The organism is Streptococcus oralis (genome assembly GCF_023110435.1).
GTDB lineage: Bacteria > Bacillota > Bacilli > Lactobacillales > Streptococcaceae > Streptococcus > Streptococcus oralis_CF.
The window spans coordinates 187,114-209,253 of record NZ_JALDWB010000003.1 but is presented as its reverse complement, the minus strand read 5'-3'; the positions used below and the strand labels follow the sequence as shown (position 1 = coordinate 209,253).

Sequence of the window (22,140 nt, the reverse complement as noted above, 5' to 3'; positions counted from 1 at the left end):
TCAAGCGACAACTATATTAGTATATCACAGCTGTTGATCTATGTCAACACTTTTTTGAAACTTTTTTTACTTTTTTCGTCCCTGCGATACACCCATAGTCCGTACGGGATTCGAACCCGTGTTACCGCCGTGAAAAGGCGGTGTCTTAACCCCTTGACCAACGGACCCTGAGTTTTTTAACTCTTTCTATTATACCTACTTTTTCCTCTTTGTCAAGATCTTTTTTTAATGAATTTGACTTTTTCTTTTCTTGACCAACTTCACGACTGCTTCTGTTCGTGCGGTGTGGGGAAACATATCAACTGACTGGATATACTGGAGATCATAGACTTTTACCAGTTTAACTAAATCTCGCGCCAAGGTCGAAACATTGCAGGATACATAGACCATTTTTTCTGGAACATAAGTCAGAATGGTATCCAACAACTTATCATCTAAGCCCGTACGAGGAGGGTCTACTATCAGTGCATTCGCTCGGTAACCCTCTTGATACCAGCGGGGAATAATCTCTTCAGCTGTCCCCGCTTCGTAATGAGTATTGTCAAATCCCATTTTTTGAGCATTTTGCCTAGCATCTTCAATGGCTTCTGGAATAATATCCATCCCTCTGAGACTCTTGACCTTCTTCGCGAAGGCAAATCCGATCGTCCCGACACCGCAATAGGCATCAATCAGATGATCTTCTTTGCTAACATCTAGAGCTTTAACTGCTTCACTATAGAGAATCTCAGTCTGCTCCGGATTGAGCTGATAGAAGGCACGGGGCGAGAGAGAAAACTCATAGTCGAGTACTCCTTCTTGAATACTCTCTTGGCCCCAGATAATTTCCGTCTTCTCACCATAGATTTCACTTGTTTTTGCTGTATTTGTATTAACTGCAACCGTAACGACTTCTGGAAAATCCTTGACTAGGTCTTTAACTAGTTGATTTAAATTAAGCTGGCGGTTAGTTACGACGATAATCTGGACTTGTCCAGTTTTTCTCGCTCGACGTACCATGATAGTGCGAACACCGAGCGTTTTTCTCTCATCTGTAATTGGAATTTGATGGTAAGTGAGAAGCTCAGCTAAGCGATTCGCAATCACTTGAGTCTCCTTATCTTGCACCAAGCAGTCTTTCAACTCGACAAGGTAATGAGAATTTTGCGCATACAAACCTGCCTTAACCTGATTTTTAAATTTTCGAGTCTGAAATTGCAACTTAGCTCGGTAGTACTTTGGTTCCTGCATTCCGATAGTTGGACGGATTTCATAGTTTTCATATCCTGCAGGGGCAAATTTTTTCAGGGCTTGGTGGAGCAAGTCCGTTTTGAACTCTAACTGTTTATCGTAGTGGAGGTGCATGATTTGGCAACCACCACATTCATTATAAATCGTACAAGCTGGTACGACTCGAAATTTAGACTTCTTATTAACCTTTAGTAATTTTGCTTCAACAAAGTTACGTTTAATAGAAGTAATCTGACAATAGATATCTTCTCCTTTGAGGGCGCCTGGTACAAAAACGAGGGTTTTCTGATAGAAACCGATTCCCTCACCATTGATGCCCATCCGCTTGATTTTTAAAGGTATTTTTTGTTTGACTTTCAGATTCATACCCCTATCTTATCACATTTTAGGGTATAATAGAACTATGAAAATCACAAAACTTGAAAAGAAAAAACGCCTCTACTTGATGGAGTTAGATGGACAGCAAACCTCTTATATCACTGAAGATACCATTGTCCGTTTTATGCTGTCTCGAGATAAGGTCATTAGCAAAGAGGAACTGACCGAGATTCAGGATTTTACCCAGTTTTCTTATGGTAAAAATCTTGCTCTCTACCATCTATCCTTCAAGGCTCGTACGGAAAAAGAAGTGCGAGAGTATATGAAAAAGTATGATATTGAAGATACAATCGCTAGTCAAGTTATCGCTAACCTTAAAGAAGATAACTGGATTAATGATCGTCAGTATGCCTACTCTATCATCAATGCCAATCAACTTTCTGGAGATAAGGGACCCTATTTACTAACTCAAAAACTGTCTCAAAAAGGGATTGCCAAATCAACTATTGAAGAGGTTTTAAAGGATTTTAATTTTTCAGAGGTTGCTCAACGTGTTGCAGAAAAACTGCTTAAAAAATACAATGGAAAACTTCCCGCTCGTGCCTTGCAGGATAAGATTATCCAAAACTTGACGAACAAAGGCTTCTCCTATTCTGATGCTAAAAATGCCTTTGACAGTTTGGATAGTCAAGTTGATCAAGAAACGACTCAAGAACTCATTTTCAAAGAGCTAGACAAACAATATACTAAATACGCTCGCAAATATGAAGGTTACGAACTAAAGCAACGTTTAACTCAAGTATTAGCTAGAAAAGGCTATGATTTTTCGGATATAGCAAGCGCTCTCAGAGAATATCTTTAACATTTTCGTGTAAAATTCAAAAAAATTAGACCGATTTATGATATAATAATAAACGATAAACTTATAAATTGTAGAAAGTTGGTTAGTTATGAAACTTCCAAAAGAAGGCGACTTTATTACAATTCAAAGTTATAAGCATGATGGGAGTCTCCACCGCACTTGGCGGGACACCATGGTACTAAAAACAACAGAGAACGCCATTATCGGCGTCAACGACCACACACTTGTTACCGAAAGTGACGGTCGTCGTTGGGTGACTCGAGAACCGGCTATTGTTTACTTTCACAAAAAATATTGGTTTAATATCATTGCCATGATTCGTGATAATGGGATTTCCTACTATTGCAATATGGCCAGCCCCTACTATCTAGATGAGGAAGCCCTGAAATACATTGATTATGATTTGGATGTCAAGGTTTTCACTGATGGTGAAAAGCGTCTCTTGGACGTTGAAGAGTATGAGCGTCATAAACGCAAGATGAAGTATTCTGATGATTTAGACTATATTTTGAAAGAGCATGTTAAAATCCTTGTTGATTGGATCAACAATGGACGCGGTCCTTTCTCAGAGGCCTATGTCAACATTTGGTACAAACGCTACATAGAACTAAAGAATCGGTAAAGTTGTCAAACCGGGGTGAGAGCCCTGGTTTTTTTATTTTAAAAACCCAGCTTTTCAGCTGGGTTGCTTTCTATATATCTAATTTAGTAACAGTAAACTTGATGTGGGAATAGTCTTTTTCAACATCCTTATCCAACAAGAAAGCCGTGGCATTCTTCTTAACCTGAACCAGATCAATATTCTGGGCTTGAGCTGCATAGACGCATCCACAATAACATTGACGATAAATATCATACTCCTCGCACATCTCCACCGAACGCTTATAGCCTTGATTTTTCTTGAAATCACTTGGAAGATAGTGGGTCGTATAAATCTTTTGCACATCAATCCCGATGCTGTTGATGGTTTGAGAATTCTTATGGGGACTGATGGTCAAAGCTGAACCAAAGTAGTCAAAGCCCAAGTCCATAGCTACCTGTGCTGTTTTGTCCAAACGGTAGTCGAAACAAACCTTGCAACGGTCACCACCTTCGGGTTCTTCTTCCAGTCCTCTGACTAACTTCCGGTATTCATTGGGTTCATAAGGCGCTTCTAAATACTGGACCGTATTTCCTGTTCGCTCATTGAAATCACTGACAAATTTCTTGGTGACGTAAGCTCGCTTGTGGTATTCTGCCTTGGGATGGATATTGGAATTGGCAAAATAGATAGTCACATCAGCGTATTTAGTCAGGTACTCTAGTGTGTAGGTACTACAAGGAGCACAGCAAACATGCATGAGAATGGTTGGGCGCTGCTCATTTTTCTCCCATACTTGTACCATCTTCTGCATAACACGGTCATAATTAATCTTCTGATTAGGATTCATCTTACTCAGAATTTCTTCTACATCGATCATGTTCTTCTCCTTCTTCTAGTCTTATTTTATCATATAAGTTAGGAGAGCTCAAATCTATTTAGAAGAGAAAACCTTAAAAGAAGGGATATACATTCCCTCCTTTTGTGTTTTTTATAAGTTACTTTTACATCATTCCACCCATCATGCTTGGATCCATGGCTGGAGCTGGGGCAATTGGTTCTGGTTTATTGGCTACAACTGCTTCTGTTGTCAAAATCAAGCTGGCTACAGATGCTGCATTTTGAAGGGCAGAACGGCTAACCTTAACTGGGTCGATGATTCCTTCTTCAATCATGTTGACCCACTCGCCAGTTGCTGCGTTGAAACCTGTACCAAGCTCAGCATTCTTCAAGCGATCGATAACGATAGATCCTTCAAATCCTGCATTGTGAGCGATTTGACGAACAGGTTCTTCCAAGGCGCGGAGAACAATATTGCGTCCTGTTGCTTCGTCTCCTGTTAATTCCAAATCAGCAACAGCTGGAATGACATTGGCAAGAGCCGTTCCACCACCTGCAACTATTCCTTCTTCAACGGCTGCACGAGTAGCGTTAAGGGCATCTTCGATGCGGAGTTTCATTTCTTTCAACTCCGTTTCAGTTGCAGCACCGACCTTGATAACTGCGACACCACCTGACAATTTTGCCAAGCGTTCTTGCAATTTTTCACGGTCGAATTCTGAAGTTGTGGTTTCGATTTGTGACTTGATAACCGCAACGCGGTGGGAAATGGCTTCAGGATTGCCAGCACCTTCTACGATAACCGTGCTATCTTTGTCCACAGTCACTCTAGCAGCTTGACCAAGCGCCTCAATCGTCGCGTCTTTCAACTCAAGACCAAGGTCTTCTGTGATGACAGTTCCACCTGTCAAAATAGCAATGTCTTCAAGCATGGCTTTACGACGGTCACCAAAGCCAGGAGCTTTGACAGCAACGACATTGAATGTTCCACGAATCTTGTTCAAGACAAGGGTTGGAAGAGCTTCGCCATCCACATCATCTGCAATAATCAAGAGCGGACGATTGCTTTGGAGAATGCTTTCTAGAAGTGGCAAGATTTCTTGGATATTTGAAATCTTCTTATCGGTAATCAAAATGTATGGATTTTCAAGGTCAGCCACCATTTTTTCACTATCTGTCACCATGTACTGTGAAAGGTAACCGCGGTCAAACTGCATTCCTTCCACGACTTCAAGCTCTGTTTCCATACCACGTGATTCTTCAATAGTGATAACGCCGTCTTTGCCAACTTTTTCCATGGCTTCAGAGATGTATTCGCCGACTTTCTCAGAACGAGAAGATACAGCAGCAACCTGAGCGATGGCTTCTTTATTGGCAACAGGGATGGCATTGTTTTTCAAGGCTTCTACAGCTGCGGCAACTGCTGCTTCAATCCCACGACGAATGCCGATTGGATTAGCACCTGCTGTGACGTTTTTGATTCCTTCGCGGACGATAGCTTGGGTCAAGACTGTTGCAGTAGTTGTCCCATCACCTGCGATATCATTGGTTTTTGAAGCGACTTCTGATACCAACTTGGCACCCATATTTTCAAAATGGTCTTCCAACTCGATTTCTTTGGCAATGGTTACACCGTCATTGGTGATGAGTGGTGAACCGAATGATTTTTCAAGAACAACATTACGACCTTTTGGTCCTAAGGTTACTTTAACAGTGTCTGCAAGGATATCGACACCACGGACCATAGCTGAACGGGCATCTGATGAAAATTTAATTTCTTTTGACATACTTACTTTCTCCTTCTATTCTTCAATGATTGCCAAGATGTTAGCTTCGCCTACGATGATGTACTTTTCATCTCCATCTTTGACATCAAGACCTGCGTGGGCTTCAACTAAGACACGGTCTCCATGCTTAACGCTTGGAGCAACCAAATCACCATTCAAGGTACGAACACCTTGCCCTGTAGCTACAACTTGGGCTGTTTTGGTTTTTTCTTGGGCTGAGCCCGCAAGGACAAAGCCACCAACAGTTTGTTCTTTTTCTTCGATTTTCAAGACCACACGGTCTCCTAATGGTTTCAACATCTGTTTTCCTCCATGATGAACTACATATTATTAGCACTCTTTATATCTGAGTGCTAATTCATAGTTCTATTGTATCACTTGGTCAGAAATAGTCAAGAAAAAAGTCTGACTTTCTCCAGATAAAAAGCCTAAGATTGACTCAGGCTCTTCTATGCTTAAAATGGCAATTCTTCCTCTTCCAAGACCAAGTCTGCCAAATCCTGTCCTGCGTTATTTTCACGCAAGGCACGTTGGGCGCGGCTTTCCAAGAGTTGGAAACCTGTCACGAGAACTTCGGTCACATAGTTGGTCTGCCCATTTTTCTCAAAGCGGCGGGTACGCAATTCCCCATCAACAGAAATGAGGCTACCTTTAGTTGCGTAACTTGCCAAGGTTTCAGCCAATTTTCCCCAAAGAACAAGATTGATAAAGTCGGCTTCGCGTTCGCCATTTTGGTCTTTGTAACGACGATTCACAGCAATCGTTGCACGCGCTACTGACTTATCATTGTTGGTTTTGTGCAATTCTGGTGTAGACGTCAAGCGCCCGATCATGATAACTTTATTATACATTTTTCATCCTCCTACTTATCTATTCGCAGGAAATCAAAAAAATTACAGAAATTTGTAACTTTTCGAGAAAATTTTTTATTTTTTATGAACCATGAAACCTGTCGCCTGTTGATTGGCCATAATGGTCATATCTGTAATCTGCACACGACGGGGCTGACTGGTCACATAAACAACCGTATCTGCGATGTCTTGTGCCTGCAAGGCCTCAATTCCCTGATAGACAGCCTCAGCTCGCTCTTTATCACCGTGAAAACGAACTGTAGAGAAATCTGTTTCGACAATCCCTGGCTGAATGGTGGTCACCTTGATATCCGTTGCGATGGTATCAATCCGAAGCCCATCTGAAAAAGTCTTGACGGCAGACTTGGTAGCTGAATAGACCGCTGCACCCGCATAGGCATAGATTCCTGCAGTCGACCCCATGTTAATGATATGCCCTTGATTGGCTTTTACCATGGCTGGTAAGAAACAACGAGTAACTGCCATCAAACCTTTGACATTGGTATCCAGCATGGTCAGCATATCCAACTCTTCGTAGTCCTGATAGGGTGCCAAGCCTAGAGCCAGTCCGGCATTGTTGACCAAGATATCAATCTGACCTATCGTTTCTAGGATATCAGAACAGACGATTTTTACCATTGCCATATCCGTAACATCCAGTGAAAAGGTCCAAACTGTTTGATTTGGGAAAGTATCTGCAAACTCCAACTTGAGGGCTTCTAGTCTATCTGTCCGTCGCCCTGTTAGAATGACATTCTCCCCCTGCTCCAGATAAGCACGCGCAATCGCTTCACCAATTCCTGAGGTCGCTCCTGTAATCACAACATTTTTTGCCATCTTATTTCCTTCTATCTGGTGTATCAGATACTGACAACATCCTAGGCAGTCCAGTGTTTAGCTGGGTCAAATGGAGTTCCAACAACTTGGTCTTCTGATAATTCAATAACCCCACGTTTTTGCGGAGCATTTGGTAGATGCAATTCACGAGGACTGCACATCATGCCAAAACTCTTTTCACCACGAAGTTCACCTGGGAAAATGAGGTTGCCTTTTGGCATCATAGCTCCAGGAAGAGCTACAATGGTTTTCAAGCCAAGACGCGCATTAGGAGCCCCTGCAACGATTTGCACTGTCTTGTTACTTGCGACTGCAACTTGGCAGATGTTGAGGTGGTCACTATCTGGATGAGCTACCATCTCGACAATTTCACCAACAACAAACTTAGGTTCTTTGTCGTTGACAATTTCTTCCTCAAAACCTTCCGCTCGCAACTCTTGGTTCAAACGTTCTACTTGCTCATCTGATAAAAAGACTTGACCGCGCTCGGCAAGTTCAAACAAACTTGAAACTTCAAAAATATTCCAAGCCACTGTTTCTCCATTTTCTTTGAGGAAAACACGGGCTACCTTGCCTTTACGCTCCACGTCCAGTTTGGCATCTCCGCTATTTTTCACGATGACCATAAGGACATCGCCAACATGTTCTTTGTTATATGTAAAAATCATTGTTTCGTTTTTCTCCTATTTCAGTCCTGCTAAAAAGTCGTTAATTTCTTCCTTGCTTTTACGGTCGCGATTGACAAAACGGCCGATTTCCTTGTCCTTTTCTAGCACAACAAGGCTAGGGATCCCGTAAACATCCCAGAGTTTAGCCAGATCCATATACCGATCTCGGTCCACTCGAATAAAGGTGAACTCTGGATTGGTCTCCTCAATCTCTGGCAAGGCAGGATAGATATAACGACAATCGCCACACCAGTCCGCCACAAAAAGGAAGACCTTCTTGCCATCTTGCTCGACAAAACCTGCGAGTTCTTCTATACTACTGGGAATAATCATAAGACTTCCTCCTCATAGACCAGATCTTCATTTTCGTAGACAAAGGTATAGTGACGACCATCCTCGAAAATGACTCCTCCGACGAGTCGCTCTAGACTACTTTCGTAAACTTGAACATAGAGTGTCGCAATCTCTCCCATATCTGAGAAATAGTCTCGTACAATCGCTGTCAACTCTTCCTGAGTCTTCATGAGTTTGTGATTATCTGCTGCTTTTTTGGCACCCAAAGCAAGGGCACTTAGACCAGCCACAGTCAAGCCAGTCATCCATAATTTCTTAGCTTTCATACCTTTCATTGTAACACAAAAAGGGCTTTAGGACAAATAGGGAAGCAGTATATAGGCGAGGAAAATCCCCTTCCCTCAATGAGGAAAGAGGACATCTAATTCTTATTGCCAAGCGCCTGAACTGCCCACATAATCGCCATCAGGTGTGTAGGTGTTACGAAGCATTTTACCAGATGAGTCTAAGTAGTACCACCTGCCTTGGACTTGATCCAAGCATTGGACTTCATGGCACTTTCCTCCTTTGTTTACATACCATAAAGTGGGTACTATAAAACTCAGTAAATATCCTGAACCACCGTGCGGTCTTCTTCAAGAGAAATGACTTTCTTTTCAAACTGCAAATCAGGCATGCAAGCAGCCAAATCCTTTTCAATTTCTTCTAACGCTTCTAAACGCATCTCGACAGAAGTGCTTTCATTCCCTTGAATGATGAAAATAGCATTTTTTGTATCTTCATCAAATTTGTAATGTTCACTATCGCGGACATCCAGCCAAGCTAAAACTCCATTTTCATCCCGATAGACATAGTCCGTCTGCGCAACGTGCTTCTCCGTTGACAAGATAGGTAGGAAAATGTCCTCCCTTTTGCTAACAGAAAACTCTATCTGCCCTCCAATCTTATCCAAATCATGCCCACCAATCGCCAGCAAAGAAGAAAGCGCCTCTACATTGTAGATATCGATGATACTATTGATGTGAGGGAGAGAGCCACGATGCTGGATATTGCGAATGAGGGCGACTACTGTCGGTGGATTTTTCTTGACGCTACGCCCGACTCGCTGGAGCAACTGCCTATAACCTTGGACAACAGGAGACTCTTGAACTTCTTTTACATCACACTCTAGCGCCCATTTCTCCCTCTCCTCTTTCTTTTTCAGAAAAGCAAGAGGCAAATCAGCATGAGGATCGACGTTTTTAGCAATACCAATCACGACATTCTTGATCCCCAAGTCATACAAACTTTTATCTAAACAAAACTCCATAGGCAGGCACCTCCTTTGAAAAATGTACACCATCCTACCCTTATTTTACAACTTCTAGTCCCTGATTTCAAGAAAATCATCAACTCTCTCCCGACAAATAAAAAGAGAAGATCAAACTGATCTCCTCTGTGAGGCTTCTTATACTTCGTCGCTCGTTTCAGCATCATCATCTGAAAACTCGTCGTCTTCTTCGTTGAGATCCACGTCTTCACCCAAGTCATCAGGAGCAATTTCGTTGATCTCTGCATCGTAAGCTTCCACTTCATTTTTCTCATCATCTGGATTTTCATCATCATATGAAAGAGCTGGGTCTGCTTCGTATGCATCTTCGTCTTCTGGATCATCTGCATTGTAGTCAATGGCATCTGAATCACCATCCATGAAGGCATTGACACGTTTTTTCTTAGCTTTTGGTGCTACTTCATCGTCGTCACTTTCTTCAAGAGCGATGATTTCTTCGTCGATTTCGTCCACACCATACCATGAACGAAGACCCCATTTGTTGTCCCCAAGAGAGATGAAGCTACCATCAAAGTTCAACTCTGTGTAGAACAAAGGCAAGGCTTCGCGGATATCGCTGTTTGATGTTCCAAGGTAGTTTTGAATTTCGTTTACAAGATCGCTAAAATGCATCTCATGATCGCGACCACGAAGTTCCAAGATAGCACGCGCCACCTCAATCATAGATAGTTCACTTTTTTCTTGCCCAGCAAATACTTCTAATTCCAAAGCGTTTCTCCTCATTTTATCATTTACTCTTTATTGTACGATAATTTTGCGGAATAGTCAAAGGTTAAGAAAAAATAAAGGTGAAATATTTCAGCTAATTGAAAGACCTATGTAACATGACCACAGGTATATTGATTTATTTATAACTCAAGGCTGCAACTCCAATACCAACCACAAACTGCAAGAGGATTCCTACAGAGATAAAGGATTATTTGTTGCGTCAAATCAAGTAAAAAGATCATTTCAGGTCCTGCCAGTAACTTCGTTTTCTTTCCTTTATTTCATTTTCCCTAGAATAGTGAAAAATCCTTCTCTTGTTAATGAGTTTCATAAGAAAAAGGCTGGAGAATCCAACCTTCTCTATTTATTCAGCTAAGAGTACTTCTTTGATGGTTTGCTTTTGGAGTTTTCTGTTGGATAGATAAAAGAGGCTTTCATAAACCACAGCAAAACCGATCAAAGTCCAGAAGCAAACATTCCCATCAAAGTGATGCTCAATCTTTTCAGGAACCGTATCTTTGATCACACCAATCAAGATTTCCATGATAGCGTACTGATAAGCCGTCCCAAGAACAAATCCTAGATAGGCCCAGAAACGATAGGGAGATAGGATATGACCTTGGCATTCACGATCTGTATAGCCAAAAGCCTTCATAAGAGCCAGGGTTTCGCGACTTTCTGAGATGACAATCCCCAATGACAAAAAGAGAATAGAGAAAGAAAGGATCAAGCCAATCATGATCATCATGGTTTGGATGATGTCATCTGTGTAGTTCCTTAGACCAAAGGACAATTGAACCATGGCCGCAAAACACATAGAGCCAAAGACTACAAAAAACAGGATAGATTTTCTCCCCCAAATTAGTGACGAAGACAGCTCTTTTAGGAAGTCTTTCTCTTTCTTAGGAGCCCTCTTTCTCCTTTTGACCTTGATTGGTGTTGGGGACTTTTTCAATAAGCGAAGAGCCGGCGTTTGTAGTTGTCTTCTAGCATAACCAACCGCGATAAGCATAAAAAATGCCGTTGGAAGGACCACAAAAGCAAGCAAGAGCTGCCAATGAAAATGAATGGTGATTTCTGGTAGGATCCCCTTTTCATTCCGGAAGTCATAAAAATGCCCCATCATAAGAAAAGAAGCGAAATAGCCAAGAAGCGCTCCGACACCAAAACTGAGCCCAAATGCCCAAAATCGTTTAGCCAACTGGCCATTGCTATAGCCCAAAGCCTTTAAAATTCCTAATTGTTCCTTGTGGTCATCGACAAATTGTTTGATATAAAAGCACATGAGAAGGATCGACGTCAAGGACAAGACAACCCCACTGACCATGGCCACCATCCAGGAAAGTGAAACCTGGGCATCATAATAGACCATAATCATCGGATTGGTTTTAGAAATTTCCAACTGCTCGATATCAAGATAAAAATTCAAGAAGAGATTGGCCACAAAAACCGCACAGGCTCCAATGATACTGACGACAACTAATTTTCGAATATCTTTTACTGAAAACATGGCTTACCATCCAATCTCATAAGCAGTCTGTGGCTGATCATTGGTCACAACTTCAGTAATTTTGCCACTATTGACGCGAATGATGGTTCTGGCCATATCCGCAATATTTTGGTTGTGTGTCACCATGATTAGGGTAAAGCCTAGCTTTTCCTTCAACTTCCAGATATAGTCGAGAATCTTGCGCCCTGTTTCTTCATCCAGGGCCCCCGTCGGCTCATCTAAGAAAAGAATCTCTGGCTTTTTGGCTAAGGCACGAGCAATAGATACCCTCTGCTGTTCGCCGCCAGACAATTCACTCGGATACTTGTCCAGCTTATCGCCAAGTCCCAAATCCTCGATAATCTGCAAAAAATCATGATTGTTTGCCAGGTCTGCCCCCATCTTTACATTCTGTCTGACTGTTAGATTAGGCAATAAATAATACTGCTGAAAAATAAAGGCAATCTTCTCACGTCTAAAGGCTGTCAATTGAGTATCTGTGAGTTGAGCCAAATCCTGTCCTTGAATGAGGATATGTCCCTCGTCTACCTTTTCTAAACCTGACAGAACGTTTAAGAGAGTTGACTTGCCTGATCCAGAAGGACCGAGGATAACCACATCATCCTGGTCTTGAATCTGCAAATCAATCCCTTTTAAAACCTTGGTTTGGCCGTAACTTTTGTGCACATTTTCTAGTTGAATCATTTCTTTCCTACCATTTCTTTGATGAGAGATTGACAAACCTCTGTCAGTAATCCAATCACTTCTTCCATGCTGAATTGATAAATACCAGAAGCAACCATAGAGGCCATGCCGTGTGAGTAGATAAATAAATGCTGGTACAGGCGACTAGCCTCCTCTAACGTCAATGGATAGTCTGCTACAATCGATTCCAGAACCAATTGGTAACTATGATCCTTCATGGGAAGAAAATCTTGAAAGCGACGAATCGGATCTTTGCTAGGATTTTGGAAAAGCAATTGAAAAAGTTGGGGCTCTTTTGAGGCGAAAAGGATATAAGCAACCCCGACAGATTGAAAAGGCTTCTCATCTTCTAAAGCCTTTCGTATATACTCCACTACGACCATCTCTGCAGCAACAATAACCTCTGCTTGTAACTCGGCCATATTGGCAAATTGCCCAAAAATCACTCTCGGTGTGGCTCCCAGTTGCTCTGCTAATGCTCGAGCCGTCAAACTAGCCATGCCCTCTTCTCTCACCAATTGTAAAGCTGTCCCAATGATAGTCTCTTTACTAAATTTAACCTTTGGTGGCATAAGACTCCTTTCGCGCAACATTTGTTACGCAACACTTGTTGCATAAAAGGATACCATAAAAAAGAAAGACTTGTCAAGAAAAAACTGTAAAACACAAAACAAAAAACAGCGAACTTTTTATTTCTTTGCTACCCAGCCGATAGCATCGCTAGGTGGATTTTCGTTATCAAGCCAGATGAATTCAATCCCGATTTCCCCATTTTTAAACTTGGTCAAGCCAATACCATTGATTTCTAGTTTGTTGAGTCGTTGTCCTGTCAAAACTTCTCGTTCCTTCAACTGGAAAAGTTAAGGGGAACTAATATAAATCTTCAAGACTTCTGTATTCTATAACTTCATTCTTTATGATACTCTTTTTAAATTCAAAATGATTCAATGGATTATCGATTAATACTAACTTTGGAATATCATCCAGGTTGGTAACCAAGGATAAAATAAAATCTGATTGAAACTCTTTTGCTTTCTCAAATTCTCTAGCAGTCAAACGAATACGCCCTTTAGATTTTCGAATACCTTTAACTTCGGCAAGGTAATAATGTTCTTGAACATCTACTTGGAAATCATAACCATCACCATAAAGGCGGGCATCGGTTAATTGTCCACCTTGAAATTTTTCTTCTTTATCAAAATGGAGTATAAAGTAATTTTCTGCTTTCATTCCAGTTTCTTGTAGACGTTTGAATTTAGTTCGAACTATTGGCTTTTCAATGACTGCTATACCTGTTTTCTTCCCTTCGCTTGCAAGTAGCATTTTAACGATTTCTGCAAAATTGTGAACATCTTCATTCCCAAACATCATATCAATTAAATCTTTACGAAAACGGTAAACTTCGGCTTTTTGCCACCAACCTTTCCGATTGTTCTCAAAATAGGGGTCAAATAAATCCATTCTATTTTTGACTACACCGGTTGTTTCTGCGATGCCTAAAGAAACTATATAACGATAAAAATCGGATTTACTAGAGAATTGAAACTCTTTTATAAATAGCTTATCAAACTTGGCAAGACCATAGCCAATTAAATTTAGCAATTCATAATGAGGGTGTTTAGACATAACTTTCTCCATCAATAGATATTGATTTCATTATACCAAAAAAACACGGCTCATCACCGTGTTTCTATGTTTATTTCACCAACTTCCTCATCTCATCAATACGTGCGATGGTCGCATCATATTTCGCTTGGTAGTCGGCTTGTTTGTCGCGTTCTTTTTGGACGACTTCTGGTTTGGCGTTGGCTACGAAGCGTTCGTTAGAGAGCTTCTTACCGACCATGTCCAGTTCTTTTTGCCATTTAGCTAGTTCCTTGTCGAGACGAGCGAGTTCTTCTTCGACATTGAGGAGGTCTGCGAGAGGCAAGTAGATTTCTGCTCCCGTGATGACGCTTGACATAGCCAGTTCAGGTGCAGGAATGTTTGAAGCGATTTCCAGGTGTTCTGGATTTGTGAAGCGTTTGATGTAGTTAACATTGCTGTTAAAGAAGGCTTCCAAGTCGCTATCGCTAGTCTTGACAAGAATCGTGATTGGCTTGCTTGGCGCTACGTTTACTTCCGCACGCGCATTACGAACAGCACGGATTAAGTCTTTGAGACTTTCCACACCTGTGTGAGCAGCAAGGTCTTTAAAGGCTGGGTTGACAGTTGGATATTCTGCTGTAACGATAGAGCCATCTGAGATTTGTCCAAAGATTTCCTCTGTCACGAATGGCATGATTGGGTGAAGGAGACGAAGGATCTTATCCAAAGTATAAAGGAGAACAGAACGTGTGATAACTTTCTCTTCTTCATTATCGCTATAAAGGACTTCCTTGGTCAACTCAACGTACCAGTCCGCAAACTCGTCCCAGATGAAGTTGTAGAGGATGTGTCCAGCAACACCAAATTCAAACTTGTCAAAGTTTTCAGTAACTTTGCCGATGGTTTCATTGAGGTTGTGTAGAATCCAGCGGTCAGTGACATTTCCAGCTTCCTTGTTAACAACTTTTTCCACATTGGCAGTTGCTTGCTCGAGGGTCAATCCTTCATTGTTCATGAGGATGTAGCGAGAGATGTTCCAGATCTTGTTAATGAAGTTCCATGAAGCATCCATTTTCTCATAAGAGAAGCGCACGTCTTGCCCTGGTGCAGAACCGTTTGAAAGGAACCAACGAAGGGCATCGGCGCCGTATTTCTCGATGACATCCATCGGGTCAATCCCGTTTCCGAGAGATTTCGACATCTTGCGTCCTTGCTCGTCACGGATAAGACCGTGGATCAGAACGTTTTGGAATGGCTGACGACCAGTGAATTCCAAGGATTGGAAGATCATACGAGACACCCAGAAGAAGATGATATCGTAACCTGTTACCAAGGTTGAAGTTGGGAAGTAACGTTTGAAGTCTTCTGAGTCGACATCCGGCCAGCCCATGGTTGAGAATGGCCAAAGGGCAGAACTGAACCAAGTATCCAAGACGTCTTCGTCCTGAGTCCATCCGTCACCTTCAGGAGCTTCTTCACCAACGTACATTTCACCCTCAGCATTGTACCAAGCAGGGATTTGGTGACCCCACCAGAGCTGACGAGAGATTACCCAGTCGTGGACATTTTCCATCCATTGGAGGAAGGTATCGTTGAAACGAGGTGGGTAGAATTCTACCTTGTCTTCTGTATCTTGGTTGGCAATGGCATTCTTAGCCAGTTGGTCCATCTTAACGAACCATTGCGTAGACAAACGTGGCTCAACCACGACACCTGTACGCTCTGAGTGACCAACACTGTGGACACGTTTTTCGATTTTAACGAGGGCACCGATTTCTTCCAACTTGGCAACGACTGCTTTACGAGCTTCGAAACGATCCATGCCTGCAAATTCAAAGGCCAAGTCATTCATGGTTCCGTCATCGTTCATGACGTTGACTTGTGGCAAGTTGTGGCGTTGACCAACTAAGAAGTCGTTTGGATCGTGGGCAGGTGTGATTTTCACGACACCTGTACCAAACTCAGGATCTGCATGCTCGTCCCCAACGATTGGAATCAATTTATTAGCAATTGGAAGGATAACGTTTTTACCAATCAAGTCCTTGTAGCGTGGGTCTTCTGGATTGACCGCAACGGCAACGTCCCCAAACATGGTCTCAGGACGAGTTGTCGCAACTTCAAGGGCGCGTGAGCCGTCTTCTAGCATGTAATTCATGTGGTAGAAGGCACCTTCCACATCCTTGTGAATCACCTCGATATCAGAAAGAGCTGTGCGAGCTGCTGGGTCCCAGTTGATGATAAACTCACCACGGTAGATCCAGCCTTTCTTGTAAAGTTCGACAAAGACCTTGCGAACGGCTTTTGACAGACCTTCATCAAGAGTGAAACGCTCGCGAGAGTAGTCCACAGAGAGCCCCATCTTGCCCCATTGTTCCTTGATGGTAGTGGCATATTCGTCTTTCCATTCCCAGACTTTTTCCAAGAATTTTTCACGACCAAGGTCATAACGGCTAATACCCTCACCGCGCAAGCGCTCCTCAACCTTAGCTTGAGTCGCAATCCCCGCATGGTCCATACCAGGAAGCCAAAGCGTGTCAAAGCCTTGCATACGTTTTTGACGGATGATAATATCCTGCAAAGTTGTATCCCAAGCGTGACCAAGGTGGAGTTTTCCGGTTACGTTTGGTGGTGGAATCACGATTGAATAGGGCTTAGCCTTTTGATCTCCTGAAGGCTTGAAAACATCTTCGTCAAGCCATTTTTGGTAACGACCAGCCTCAACCTCAGCTGGATTGTATTTAGGTGAAAGTTCTTTAGACATGTGTGTTCTCCTTGTTATTCAAACTTAATAAGACCGATTTCTTCCAAAAGTAATTTTACAAGTTTTTCCGCCTCTTCTTCTGATATACCTGTATTTAAGGTCGCATTTTTTGTATTAGTAATAGGGATTGTTACCTTGTTATTCCATGTTACATTTTGACTCCAAGATAGTCTACCTGGTTTTCCCTTCAACCGTCCTTCTAAATAAGGAACTGTTTCTCTTAACATTTTGAATATTCTATTATAGTAATCAGCAATTGTTTCGGAAGTATTGTACCTATATTTAGTTAAATCAACTTGTGTAACGCAATCCGCATCGATTGTCAATGGTTCATCGTTAATATTTAGTTTTTTAGATGAATTCATCTCTTTTGAAGTTTTTAATCTTTCCTCCAAATAGTCTTTAAATCCTTTTTGGATAATTTTTCGAGCATCAGAAAGTGCTTCGTCAGGTTTATACAGTTTCAACGTTTCCTCAAATATATTAATTGACTCTTCAATTGCCAACCGCTTTTCAGAGACGATCCAAACAATATAGAAAGTCTTTTGAGATGAAAAATCATAATCTGTTTTTTTATAAATCGAAACAATACTACTATATAATTCAAATAATTCAATCAATTCATCAAAAACTAGATTATTATTAAAAATTTGATCATAATAGACCGTAAATAGATTATTTTTCTGGCTCGTTACACGATCAGGATACCCCATTTTTGAATAGATAATTTGAGCCATTTTTTCCATAGTGATACTTCTAGATGATTTTGCTTTTGATTTATCAATTTTTCGGATATAATCTATATCTTTTGACTTAAAATATTCTTCTATCTTAATTTGAATCTTACTGATAGATTTCAAATCAACAGAAGAAATTGCATTTTGACTGTTAGTATACTCTGCTATATCATTCGTTAGTTCATGATCTTCAGATGTTTGAAAAATTCTAACTAGTACTTCTGAGCTAGCTAATTTCTCCTCATCAAAATTATCATCCTTAAATTTATAAATAGTCCTTAAAGTTTGTCCGCCATTTACAATTTGAAATCCATCTAAAGTACATTTAAATCTTTTTCCTCCATATATTTTATCTGCATCAATTCGTTTTGTAGTTATGGTAATTCCATTATTAAACATAAAAAATCTGTCAGGATTTTCTTCTAGTGTTTGTATAATATTTTTATTAAACTTAGTTTCACCTAGATACCCTCGAACATTATCATAAAGTAATGAGACATCTAGTTTTTTAGTTTCTAAGATATTATAGTTTTCTAAAGAGTATTGTTCTTTTAATTGGTCTGAATCACAAGTTATTCTTAGTAAAGTTATCAATGGCATCTTCACTAGGTATGATTGTGAAGATGAAAAATTATTAACTTTATATGTTAGGACAGCGTCAGAGTCCGTTACAAAAGTGGCTTTTTTATCATCAGGGCTATCAGAAATGTATTCTACAATATCATCAAGTGCTATTGGTACAATCTTTATACCATATTGTTTTGCAAAAGATACTACTTCATTTCTATTAATATCCAGTTTATTATTTTCATTAGAAACGAGAAATAGTGTGATATCCCATAGGTCTGTTGAATTTTGTTTCTCAATAATCTTTTGGATTACTTCGCCAGTTGTAGTATCTGTATTTTGCGTGTTTTCAGTATATATAGCATTGATAAATTTAGAGCTATCATTCAACATGTTAATTTCTTGAGAAGAATCAGAATTAAATTCCTTTGTTCTATATTTAAAATTAAATAAAAATACTTGTTTATTATCTTCATCAATAAAATAAGCATCAATTCCTAAATCGTTATTCCCTTGCTTAAATACTTTTTTCCTAAATTCTGTATCTATAATTAATTCTTTCAATGTATCAATGTCAGTTATTTCTGTTATACATGATAAAATAAACAGATAAAAACCTAATCGACTCTTTTGATTGTCGTCAATATCTAATTCTACCTCTAGTCTGTCAAAATATTTTTTGGAAATATTTTTCACCAATTTATAATCATTTAATGTTGCCATAAACTTCTCCTCATTGCTCAAATATAATGCATCATTATATCTTAAGTTTAGTATATTTTCAGTTAAGTTAATCAATAACTATTTAATACCATACCTTATTTTTCGCTTTCCACTCACTCCTCAGCAAGCCATATATCAGACTGTCACAGCGATTGCCCTGAGCGTCTTTGCGGTCTCGGACGCGAGCTTCAAGGGTGAATCCAAGTTTCTCTGCGACTCGTTGACTTTGGACATTGTATCCAAAGCAGACCAGTTCTATCTTATGAAGACCTAGTTCTCTAAAAGCTAGGTTAATCAAGGCATGCGCTGCTTCTGGTACATAACCACGACCCCAATAGTCCGGGTGCAAGGTATAGCCAATTTCCAGTACATCATCTTCGTGCCGATGGTTAAAATCAACAGAGCCGATGATAGTATCGGTCCCTTTAACCACTATGCCGTAACCAGCTGGGAGATTGTCCTTTTCATTGCGCTCGGGCAGAATATGCTCCAGGTAGTAAATCTCATCTTCCAAGGTCTTGACAGGCGGAAAGCCTGCTGGATAGGCGACCTCTGGCAAACTAGCGTAGGCATGAATATCCTCGGCATCCGCCACTGTACGAACGCGCAAGACGAGCCGTTCGGTTTCTATACGTTCTGGTAATTGTGCTCGCTCCATCTTCAGCCCTCACTTTCCATAAAAAAACGCCCCTGCCATCAATATGACAGGGACGAATGTATTTATCCGCGGTACCACCCAATTTCGGGCAGAGCCCGCAACTCTTGTCTTCGAAGAATATACAAAGACACTTTTATTTCATTTTAATCATCAGCAACCAGTTTTGACACATTTGTGGACTTCTCAGCGCCGCCACTTTCTGTAAAATGTGGGATTCAAAACACCTCTAATGGCTTTATTGTAACAAGTTTTTCACAGAAATGCAAGGCTCAAGAAAGATTACTTGAAGCTGATTCCGTGTTCTTTTAATTTCTTAATTGTAGCTGGGCCGATTCCCTTCAAGGCAAGGAGTTCTTTTTCCGTCCAGTTTTTGAAGTCAGAAGCTGACTTGATGCCTTCATCATAGAAAGTCTTAGCACGATCTACTGAGAGGCCACCCAAAGTAGCTGCGAATTCTTCTGCAGAGCTTGTAACCTTTTGAGCTTGTTCCTTGGTCGCTTCTACTGCTTGTTCCACTTTTTTAGAGACAACTTTTCCTGCTTGACTGGCAGATTTTTCCGCATGTCTCACGACTTTTTTGGTCTCTTCGACGACTTTGGTCACTGTAGTTGAAAATGCACCTGAACGACGAAGGCTATTTCGCAATTGTTTTTTACGTTGGAGTTTCTTTGACATGATAAAATCCTTTCAATAAAAAATCCCTGATTTGACAAGGATTTAATAAAGATATTCTATCAAGATTTCGGCGAAAAATCAAGAAAGTATCACTATTTTAATAATTTCGCTCGCCAAACAAGCCCTCTGGCAAATCATGAAATCCCTTTCCTGCTTTGAAGTTTTCAAACTTACCAAGCAAGAACTGATAAGCATCCAAGCGACTCTCGTAGCGAATCATGGCATCTTTGGCACGCTCGTCTTGGTCTTCTTCGTAGACTTTTTGACTTTCCTTATGCGCCATGTCGTTGATCATAATCTGGGTATTGACCCAAGCTTCAAATTCCTTCATAAATTCCTGTTCGTAACTCATTGATTCTCCTTATTCTAATCCACGGAAATAGTCCGTATCAATCTCTCGGTAGGGCTGAATATCCTGAACATACTCCAACACCCCTTGAAATTCTCCGCTCTCATCGTGCACCGCAGCATAGGTGATGTGGACAAACTTGCCTCGCGACTCAGACTTGAACCACATTTCATACTTGTCCTTGACCCCTTCACGAAGACCTTGCATGATAGCTTTGACTTTCTGCAAATATTTTGGAGGATGACATAACTCGACATTGCGCCCGACTTGGGACGGTGTCCGTTTAAAAATCATCTCATCAACTGGCGCATTGTCATTGTAATACTGGAAAATATCGTCTTTATTGACAAAGGTAATCTCCATGGGGAGGTGATTGAGGATGAGGTTAGCCTGCTCGACAGAGAGATAGCCATTGCCAAAAGCCTGTTGACTATGACGGTCCAGCACCGCTTCCTTTTCCTTAGGGGTAAAGGTAATGGTAAACTGACCTTCAGGCGTATCAATAACTTGTTGCACTTGACCTTCTGCCGTGTCTAGTTGTACTGGCTCTTCTGCACTCTTTTCCTCAACAAAGCTCTGTCGTTCTGGCACCCATTTCTCTGACGGACGGATGATGGCATAGCCGTATGCATCACTCTCCTCCGCAATCTGAATCCAGTCATCCTGACTAAAGGACTCAAGGAGAATCATGAGAAGGATGGACTCTTCCTTGAAAATCATGCTCTCAAACTCTGTCGCAAAAGCTTCAAAATCTTCTTTTACACTGCTAATCGACACTTCTGGAAGTGACTTGGCTGTCGTTAGAGCTGTCTGAAAGAGTTCTCTAATCTGGTCATCCACTCCCCACATAACTTTTGGGGGTGAATCGTGACCATAGCGCTCCATGATGGGAAAAAAGAGCTCTTCCTTGCGCTGATAGTGGATATCAAATTGCCCCAAAAGCCCCATTTGACGGACCAAACCCTTGCGCATCTCTGCCAGCATTTCCTCGTCTTCCATAGATTCATAGGTATCTAACAGTCTCCGAATGCGAATCAAGGCAGCGCGGAGAGCCAGATTTTCATCCTTGAAGATGCGAACTGGGTGACCAGGGTGTTCGGTATCCTCTACTTCCACACCCTTTACTGCATTTTTAAAAAGATTGGCATGGACATCACAAAGTTCCATGACATCTTCAAAGGTGACTCCTGAGTCTGAGTTCATCAGCTCGTGCTCCATGAGGGAAATCTCGATGGCTGAAACACCCGTAAAGGTCGCATCAAAACGCTCCTGAACCGACTCGGGAGAGGCGCCGTTGTGCAATTCTAACAAAATATCCCGTAGGATATGAATACGTTCATCTGCCATTAGTCTAATCCAATCACTTCGTAGCCATTTGCTTCCAGTGTGCGGACAATCTTGTCCATAGGAGTTCCTTCGAGCTTAGAACCCTGCTTAAGCGATACTTTGCGACCGACTGTGTTGCGCATCAAGGGGTTAGCAAGTGGTTTAAAACCCAGTTCCACTAGGATTTCCAAGACTTCTGGATGCTTGTCCACTACTTCTGCAACGGGAATTGACACATCGATGATATTGTCCATGACG

Annotated in this window: 26 protein-coding genes and 1 tRNA gene; 2 read left to right on the top strand and 25 right to left on the bottom strand. The window is 41.2% G+C overall.

All coding sequences use genetic code 11. The features are described 5' to 3' along the window. Window positions 1-95 precede the first annotated feature (95 nt). Window positions 96-167 (bottom strand) — tRNA-Glu (locus M1F97_RS06375). 58 nt (window positions 168-225) lie between these two features. Further along, entirely contained in the window at window positions 226-1,596 is a 1,371-nt protein-coding gene (gene rlmD, locus M1F97_RS06370) for a 23S rRNA (uracil(1939)-C(5))-methyltransferase RlmD (RefSeq protein WP_247944566.1), read from the bottom strand. A gap of 37 nt (window positions 1,597-1,633) precedes the next feature. Between rlmD and recX the strand changes: the two genes are divergently transcribed. Then, the gene (gene recX, locus M1F97_RS06365) at window positions 1,634-2,410 is read left to right on the top strand and encodes a recombination regulator RecX (RefSeq protein ID WP_247944565.1); all 777 of its coding nucleotides are present in this window, start codon (window positions 1,634-1,636) and stop codon (window positions 2,408-2,410) included. An 88-nt stretch (window positions 2,411-2,498) separates the two neighbouring features. Further along, window positions 2,499-3,032: a nucleoside tri-diphosphate phosphatase gene (gene ntdP / locus M1F97_RS06360; RefSeq protein ID WP_000775318.1), complete on the top strand. Its 534-nt coding sequence runs from the start codon at window positions 2,499-2,501 to the stop codon at window positions 3,030-3,032. 70 nt (window positions 3,033-3,102) lie between these two features. On the opposite strand, the gene M1F97_RS06355 is transcribed toward ntdP, so the two are convergent. From M1F97_RS06355 to M1F97_RS06245, 23 genes are all read right to left on the bottom strand, one after another. Then, a complete protein-coding gene (locus M1F97_RS06355; protein WP_009730533.1) occupies window positions 3,103-3,870 on the bottom strand; it encodes an epoxyqueuosine reductase QueH in 768 nt (255 codons plus the stop codon). Between the two features lie 124 nt (window positions 3,871-3,994). Next, entirely contained in the window at window positions 3,995-5,617 is a 1,623-nt protein-coding gene (gene groL / locus M1F97_RS06350; RefSeq protein ID WP_247944564.1) for a chaperonin GroEL, read from the bottom strand. Between the two features lie 15 nt (window positions 5,618-5,632). After that, a complete protein-coding gene (gene groES, locus M1F97_RS06345) occupies window positions 5,633-5,917 on the bottom strand; it encodes a co-chaperone GroES (protein ID WP_247944563.1) in 285 nt (94 codons plus the stop codon). Between the two features lie 155 nt (window positions 5,918-6,072). Continuing rightward, window positions 6,073-6,468 carry a single-stranded DNA-binding protein gene (locus M1F97_RS06340; RefSeq protein ID WP_247944562.1) on the bottom strand — a complete coding sequence of 132 codons (396 nt, stop codon included), beginning with the start codon at window positions 6,466-6,468 and terminating at the stop codon, window positions 6,073-6,075. Between the two features lie 75 nt (window positions 6,469-6,543). Continuing rightward, the gene (locus tag M1F97_RS06335) at window positions 6,544-7,305 is read right to left on the bottom strand and encodes an SDR family NAD(P)-dependent oxidoreductase (RefSeq protein ID WP_247944561.1); all 762 of its coding nucleotides are present in this window, start codon (window positions 7,303-7,305) and stop codon (window positions 6,544-6,546) included. Window positions 7,306-7,346: 41 nt separating this feature from the next. Continuing rightward, the gene (ytpR, locus tag M1F97_RS06330) at window positions 7,347-7,973 is read right to left on the bottom strand and encodes a YtpR family tRNA-binding protein (RefSeq protein WP_247944560.1); all 627 of its coding nucleotides are present in this window, start codon (window positions 7,971-7,973) and stop codon (window positions 7,347-7,349) included. Window positions 7,974-7,988: 15 nt separating this feature from the next. Beyond that, window positions 7,989-8,306, bottom strand: coding sequence for a thioredoxin family protein (locus M1F97_RS06325; RefSeq protein ID WP_247944559.1), 318 nt, complete (start codon window positions 8,304-8,306; stop codon window positions 7,989-7,991). Further along, window positions 8,303-8,602: a DUF4651 domain-containing protein gene (locus M1F97_RS06320; RefSeq protein WP_247944558.1), complete on the bottom strand. Its 300-nt coding sequence runs from the start codon at window positions 8,600-8,602 to the stop codon at window positions 8,303-8,305. The genes M1F97_RS06325 and M1F97_RS06320 overlap by 4 nt, the downstream gene beginning before the upstream one ends. Before the next feature lie 93 nt (window positions 8,603-8,695). Next, window positions 8,696-8,758 (bottom strand): hypothetical protein, encoded by a 63-nt coding sequence (locus M1F97_RS09215; protein ID WP_432654194.1) that lies wholly within the window; start codon window positions 8,756-8,758, stop codon window positions 8,696-8,698. A 110-nt stretch (window positions 8,759-8,868) separates the two neighbouring features. Continuing rightward, a complete protein-coding gene (locus M1F97_RS06310; protein WP_247944557.1) occupies window positions 8,869-9,576 on the bottom strand; it encodes a B3/B4 domain-containing protein in 708 nt (235 codons plus the stop codon). Window positions 9,577-9,714: 138 nt separating this feature from the next. After that, entirely contained in the window at window positions 9,715-10,305 is a 591-nt protein-coding gene (gene rpoE / locus M1F97_RS06305) for a DNA-directed RNA polymerase subunit delta (protein ID WP_000418414.1), read from the bottom strand. A 364-nt stretch (window positions 10,306-10,669) separates the two neighbouring features. Further along, window positions 10,670-11,815 carry an FtsX-like permease family protein gene (locus tag M1F97_RS06300; protein ID WP_169447305.1) on the bottom strand — a complete coding sequence of 382 codons (1,146 nt, stop codon included), beginning with the start codon at window positions 11,813-11,815 and terminating at the stop codon, window positions 10,670-10,672. Between the two features lie 3 nt (window positions 11,816-11,818). Then, on the bottom strand, window positions 11,819-12,499 hold the full coding sequence (locus M1F97_RS06295) for an ABC transporter ATP-binding protein (protein WP_125450134.1): 681 nt from the start codon (window positions 12,497-12,499) through the stop codon (window positions 11,819-11,821). Then, window positions 12,496-13,071 (bottom strand): TetR/AcrR family transcriptional regulator, encoded by a 576-nt coding sequence (locus M1F97_RS06290; RefSeq protein ID WP_169447304.1) that lies wholly within the window; start codon window positions 13,069-13,071, stop codon window positions 12,496-12,498. The genes M1F97_RS06295 and M1F97_RS06290 overlap by 4 nt, the downstream gene beginning before the upstream one ends. A 117-nt stretch (window positions 13,072-13,188) precedes the next feature. Further along, a complete protein-coding gene (locus M1F97_RS06285) occupies window positions 13,189-13,332 on the bottom strand; it encodes a hypothetical protein (protein ID WP_169447266.1) in 144 nt (47 codons plus the stop codon). Window positions 13,333-13,369: 37 nt separating this feature from the next. Next, window positions 13,370-14,125: a DUF3883 domain-containing protein gene (locus M1F97_RS06280; protein ID WP_169447303.1), complete on the bottom strand. Its 756-nt coding sequence runs from the start codon at window positions 14,123-14,125 to the stop codon at window positions 13,370-13,372. Window positions 14,126-14,195: 70 nt separating this feature from the next. Next, window positions 14,196-16,847: a valine--tRNA ligase gene (locus tag M1F97_RS06275; protein ID WP_247944556.1), complete on the bottom strand. Its 2,652-nt coding sequence runs from the start codon at window positions 16,845-16,847 to the stop codon at window positions 14,196-14,198. 14 nt (window positions 16,848-16,861) lie between these two features. Next, window positions 16,862-18,874: an AIPR family protein gene (locus M1F97_RS06270; protein ID WP_247944555.1), complete on the bottom strand. Its 2,013-nt coding sequence runs from the start codon at window positions 18,872-18,874 to the stop codon at window positions 16,862-16,864. 82 nt (window positions 18,875-18,956) lie between these two features. Further along, window positions 18,957-19,532: a GNAT family N-acetyltransferase gene (locus M1F97_RS06265; RefSeq protein WP_247944554.1), complete on the bottom strand. Its 576-nt coding sequence runs from the start codon at window positions 19,530-19,532 to the stop codon at window positions 18,957-18,959. Window positions 19,533-19,811: 279 nt separating this feature from the next. Next, a complete protein-coding gene (locus M1F97_RS06260) occupies window positions 19,812-20,207 on the bottom strand; it encodes a helix-hairpin-helix domain-containing protein (RefSeq protein WP_247944553.1) in 396 nt (131 codons plus the stop codon). 97 nt (window positions 20,208-20,304) lie between these two features. Beyond that, the gene (locus M1F97_RS06255; RefSeq protein WP_000119707.1) at window positions 20,305-20,559 is read right to left on the bottom strand and encodes a DUF1912 family protein; all 255 of its coding nucleotides are present in this window, start codon (window positions 20,557-20,559) and stop codon (window positions 20,305-20,307) included. Window positions 20,560-20,568: 9 nt separating this feature from the next. Beyond that, window positions 20,569-21,903, bottom strand: coding sequence for a DUF438 domain-containing protein (locus M1F97_RS06250; protein ID WP_247944552.1), 1,335 nt, complete (start codon window positions 21,901-21,903; stop codon window positions 20,569-20,571). Continuing rightward, on the bottom strand, window positions 21,903-22,136 hold the full coding sequence (locus tag M1F97_RS06245) for a DUF1858 domain-containing protein (RefSeq protein ID WP_000368739.1): 234 nt from the start codon (window positions 22,134-22,136) through the stop codon (window positions 21,903-21,905). The genes M1F97_RS06250 and M1F97_RS06245 overlap by 1 nt, the downstream gene beginning before the upstream one ends. Window positions 22,137-22,140: the final 4 nt, after the last annotated feature.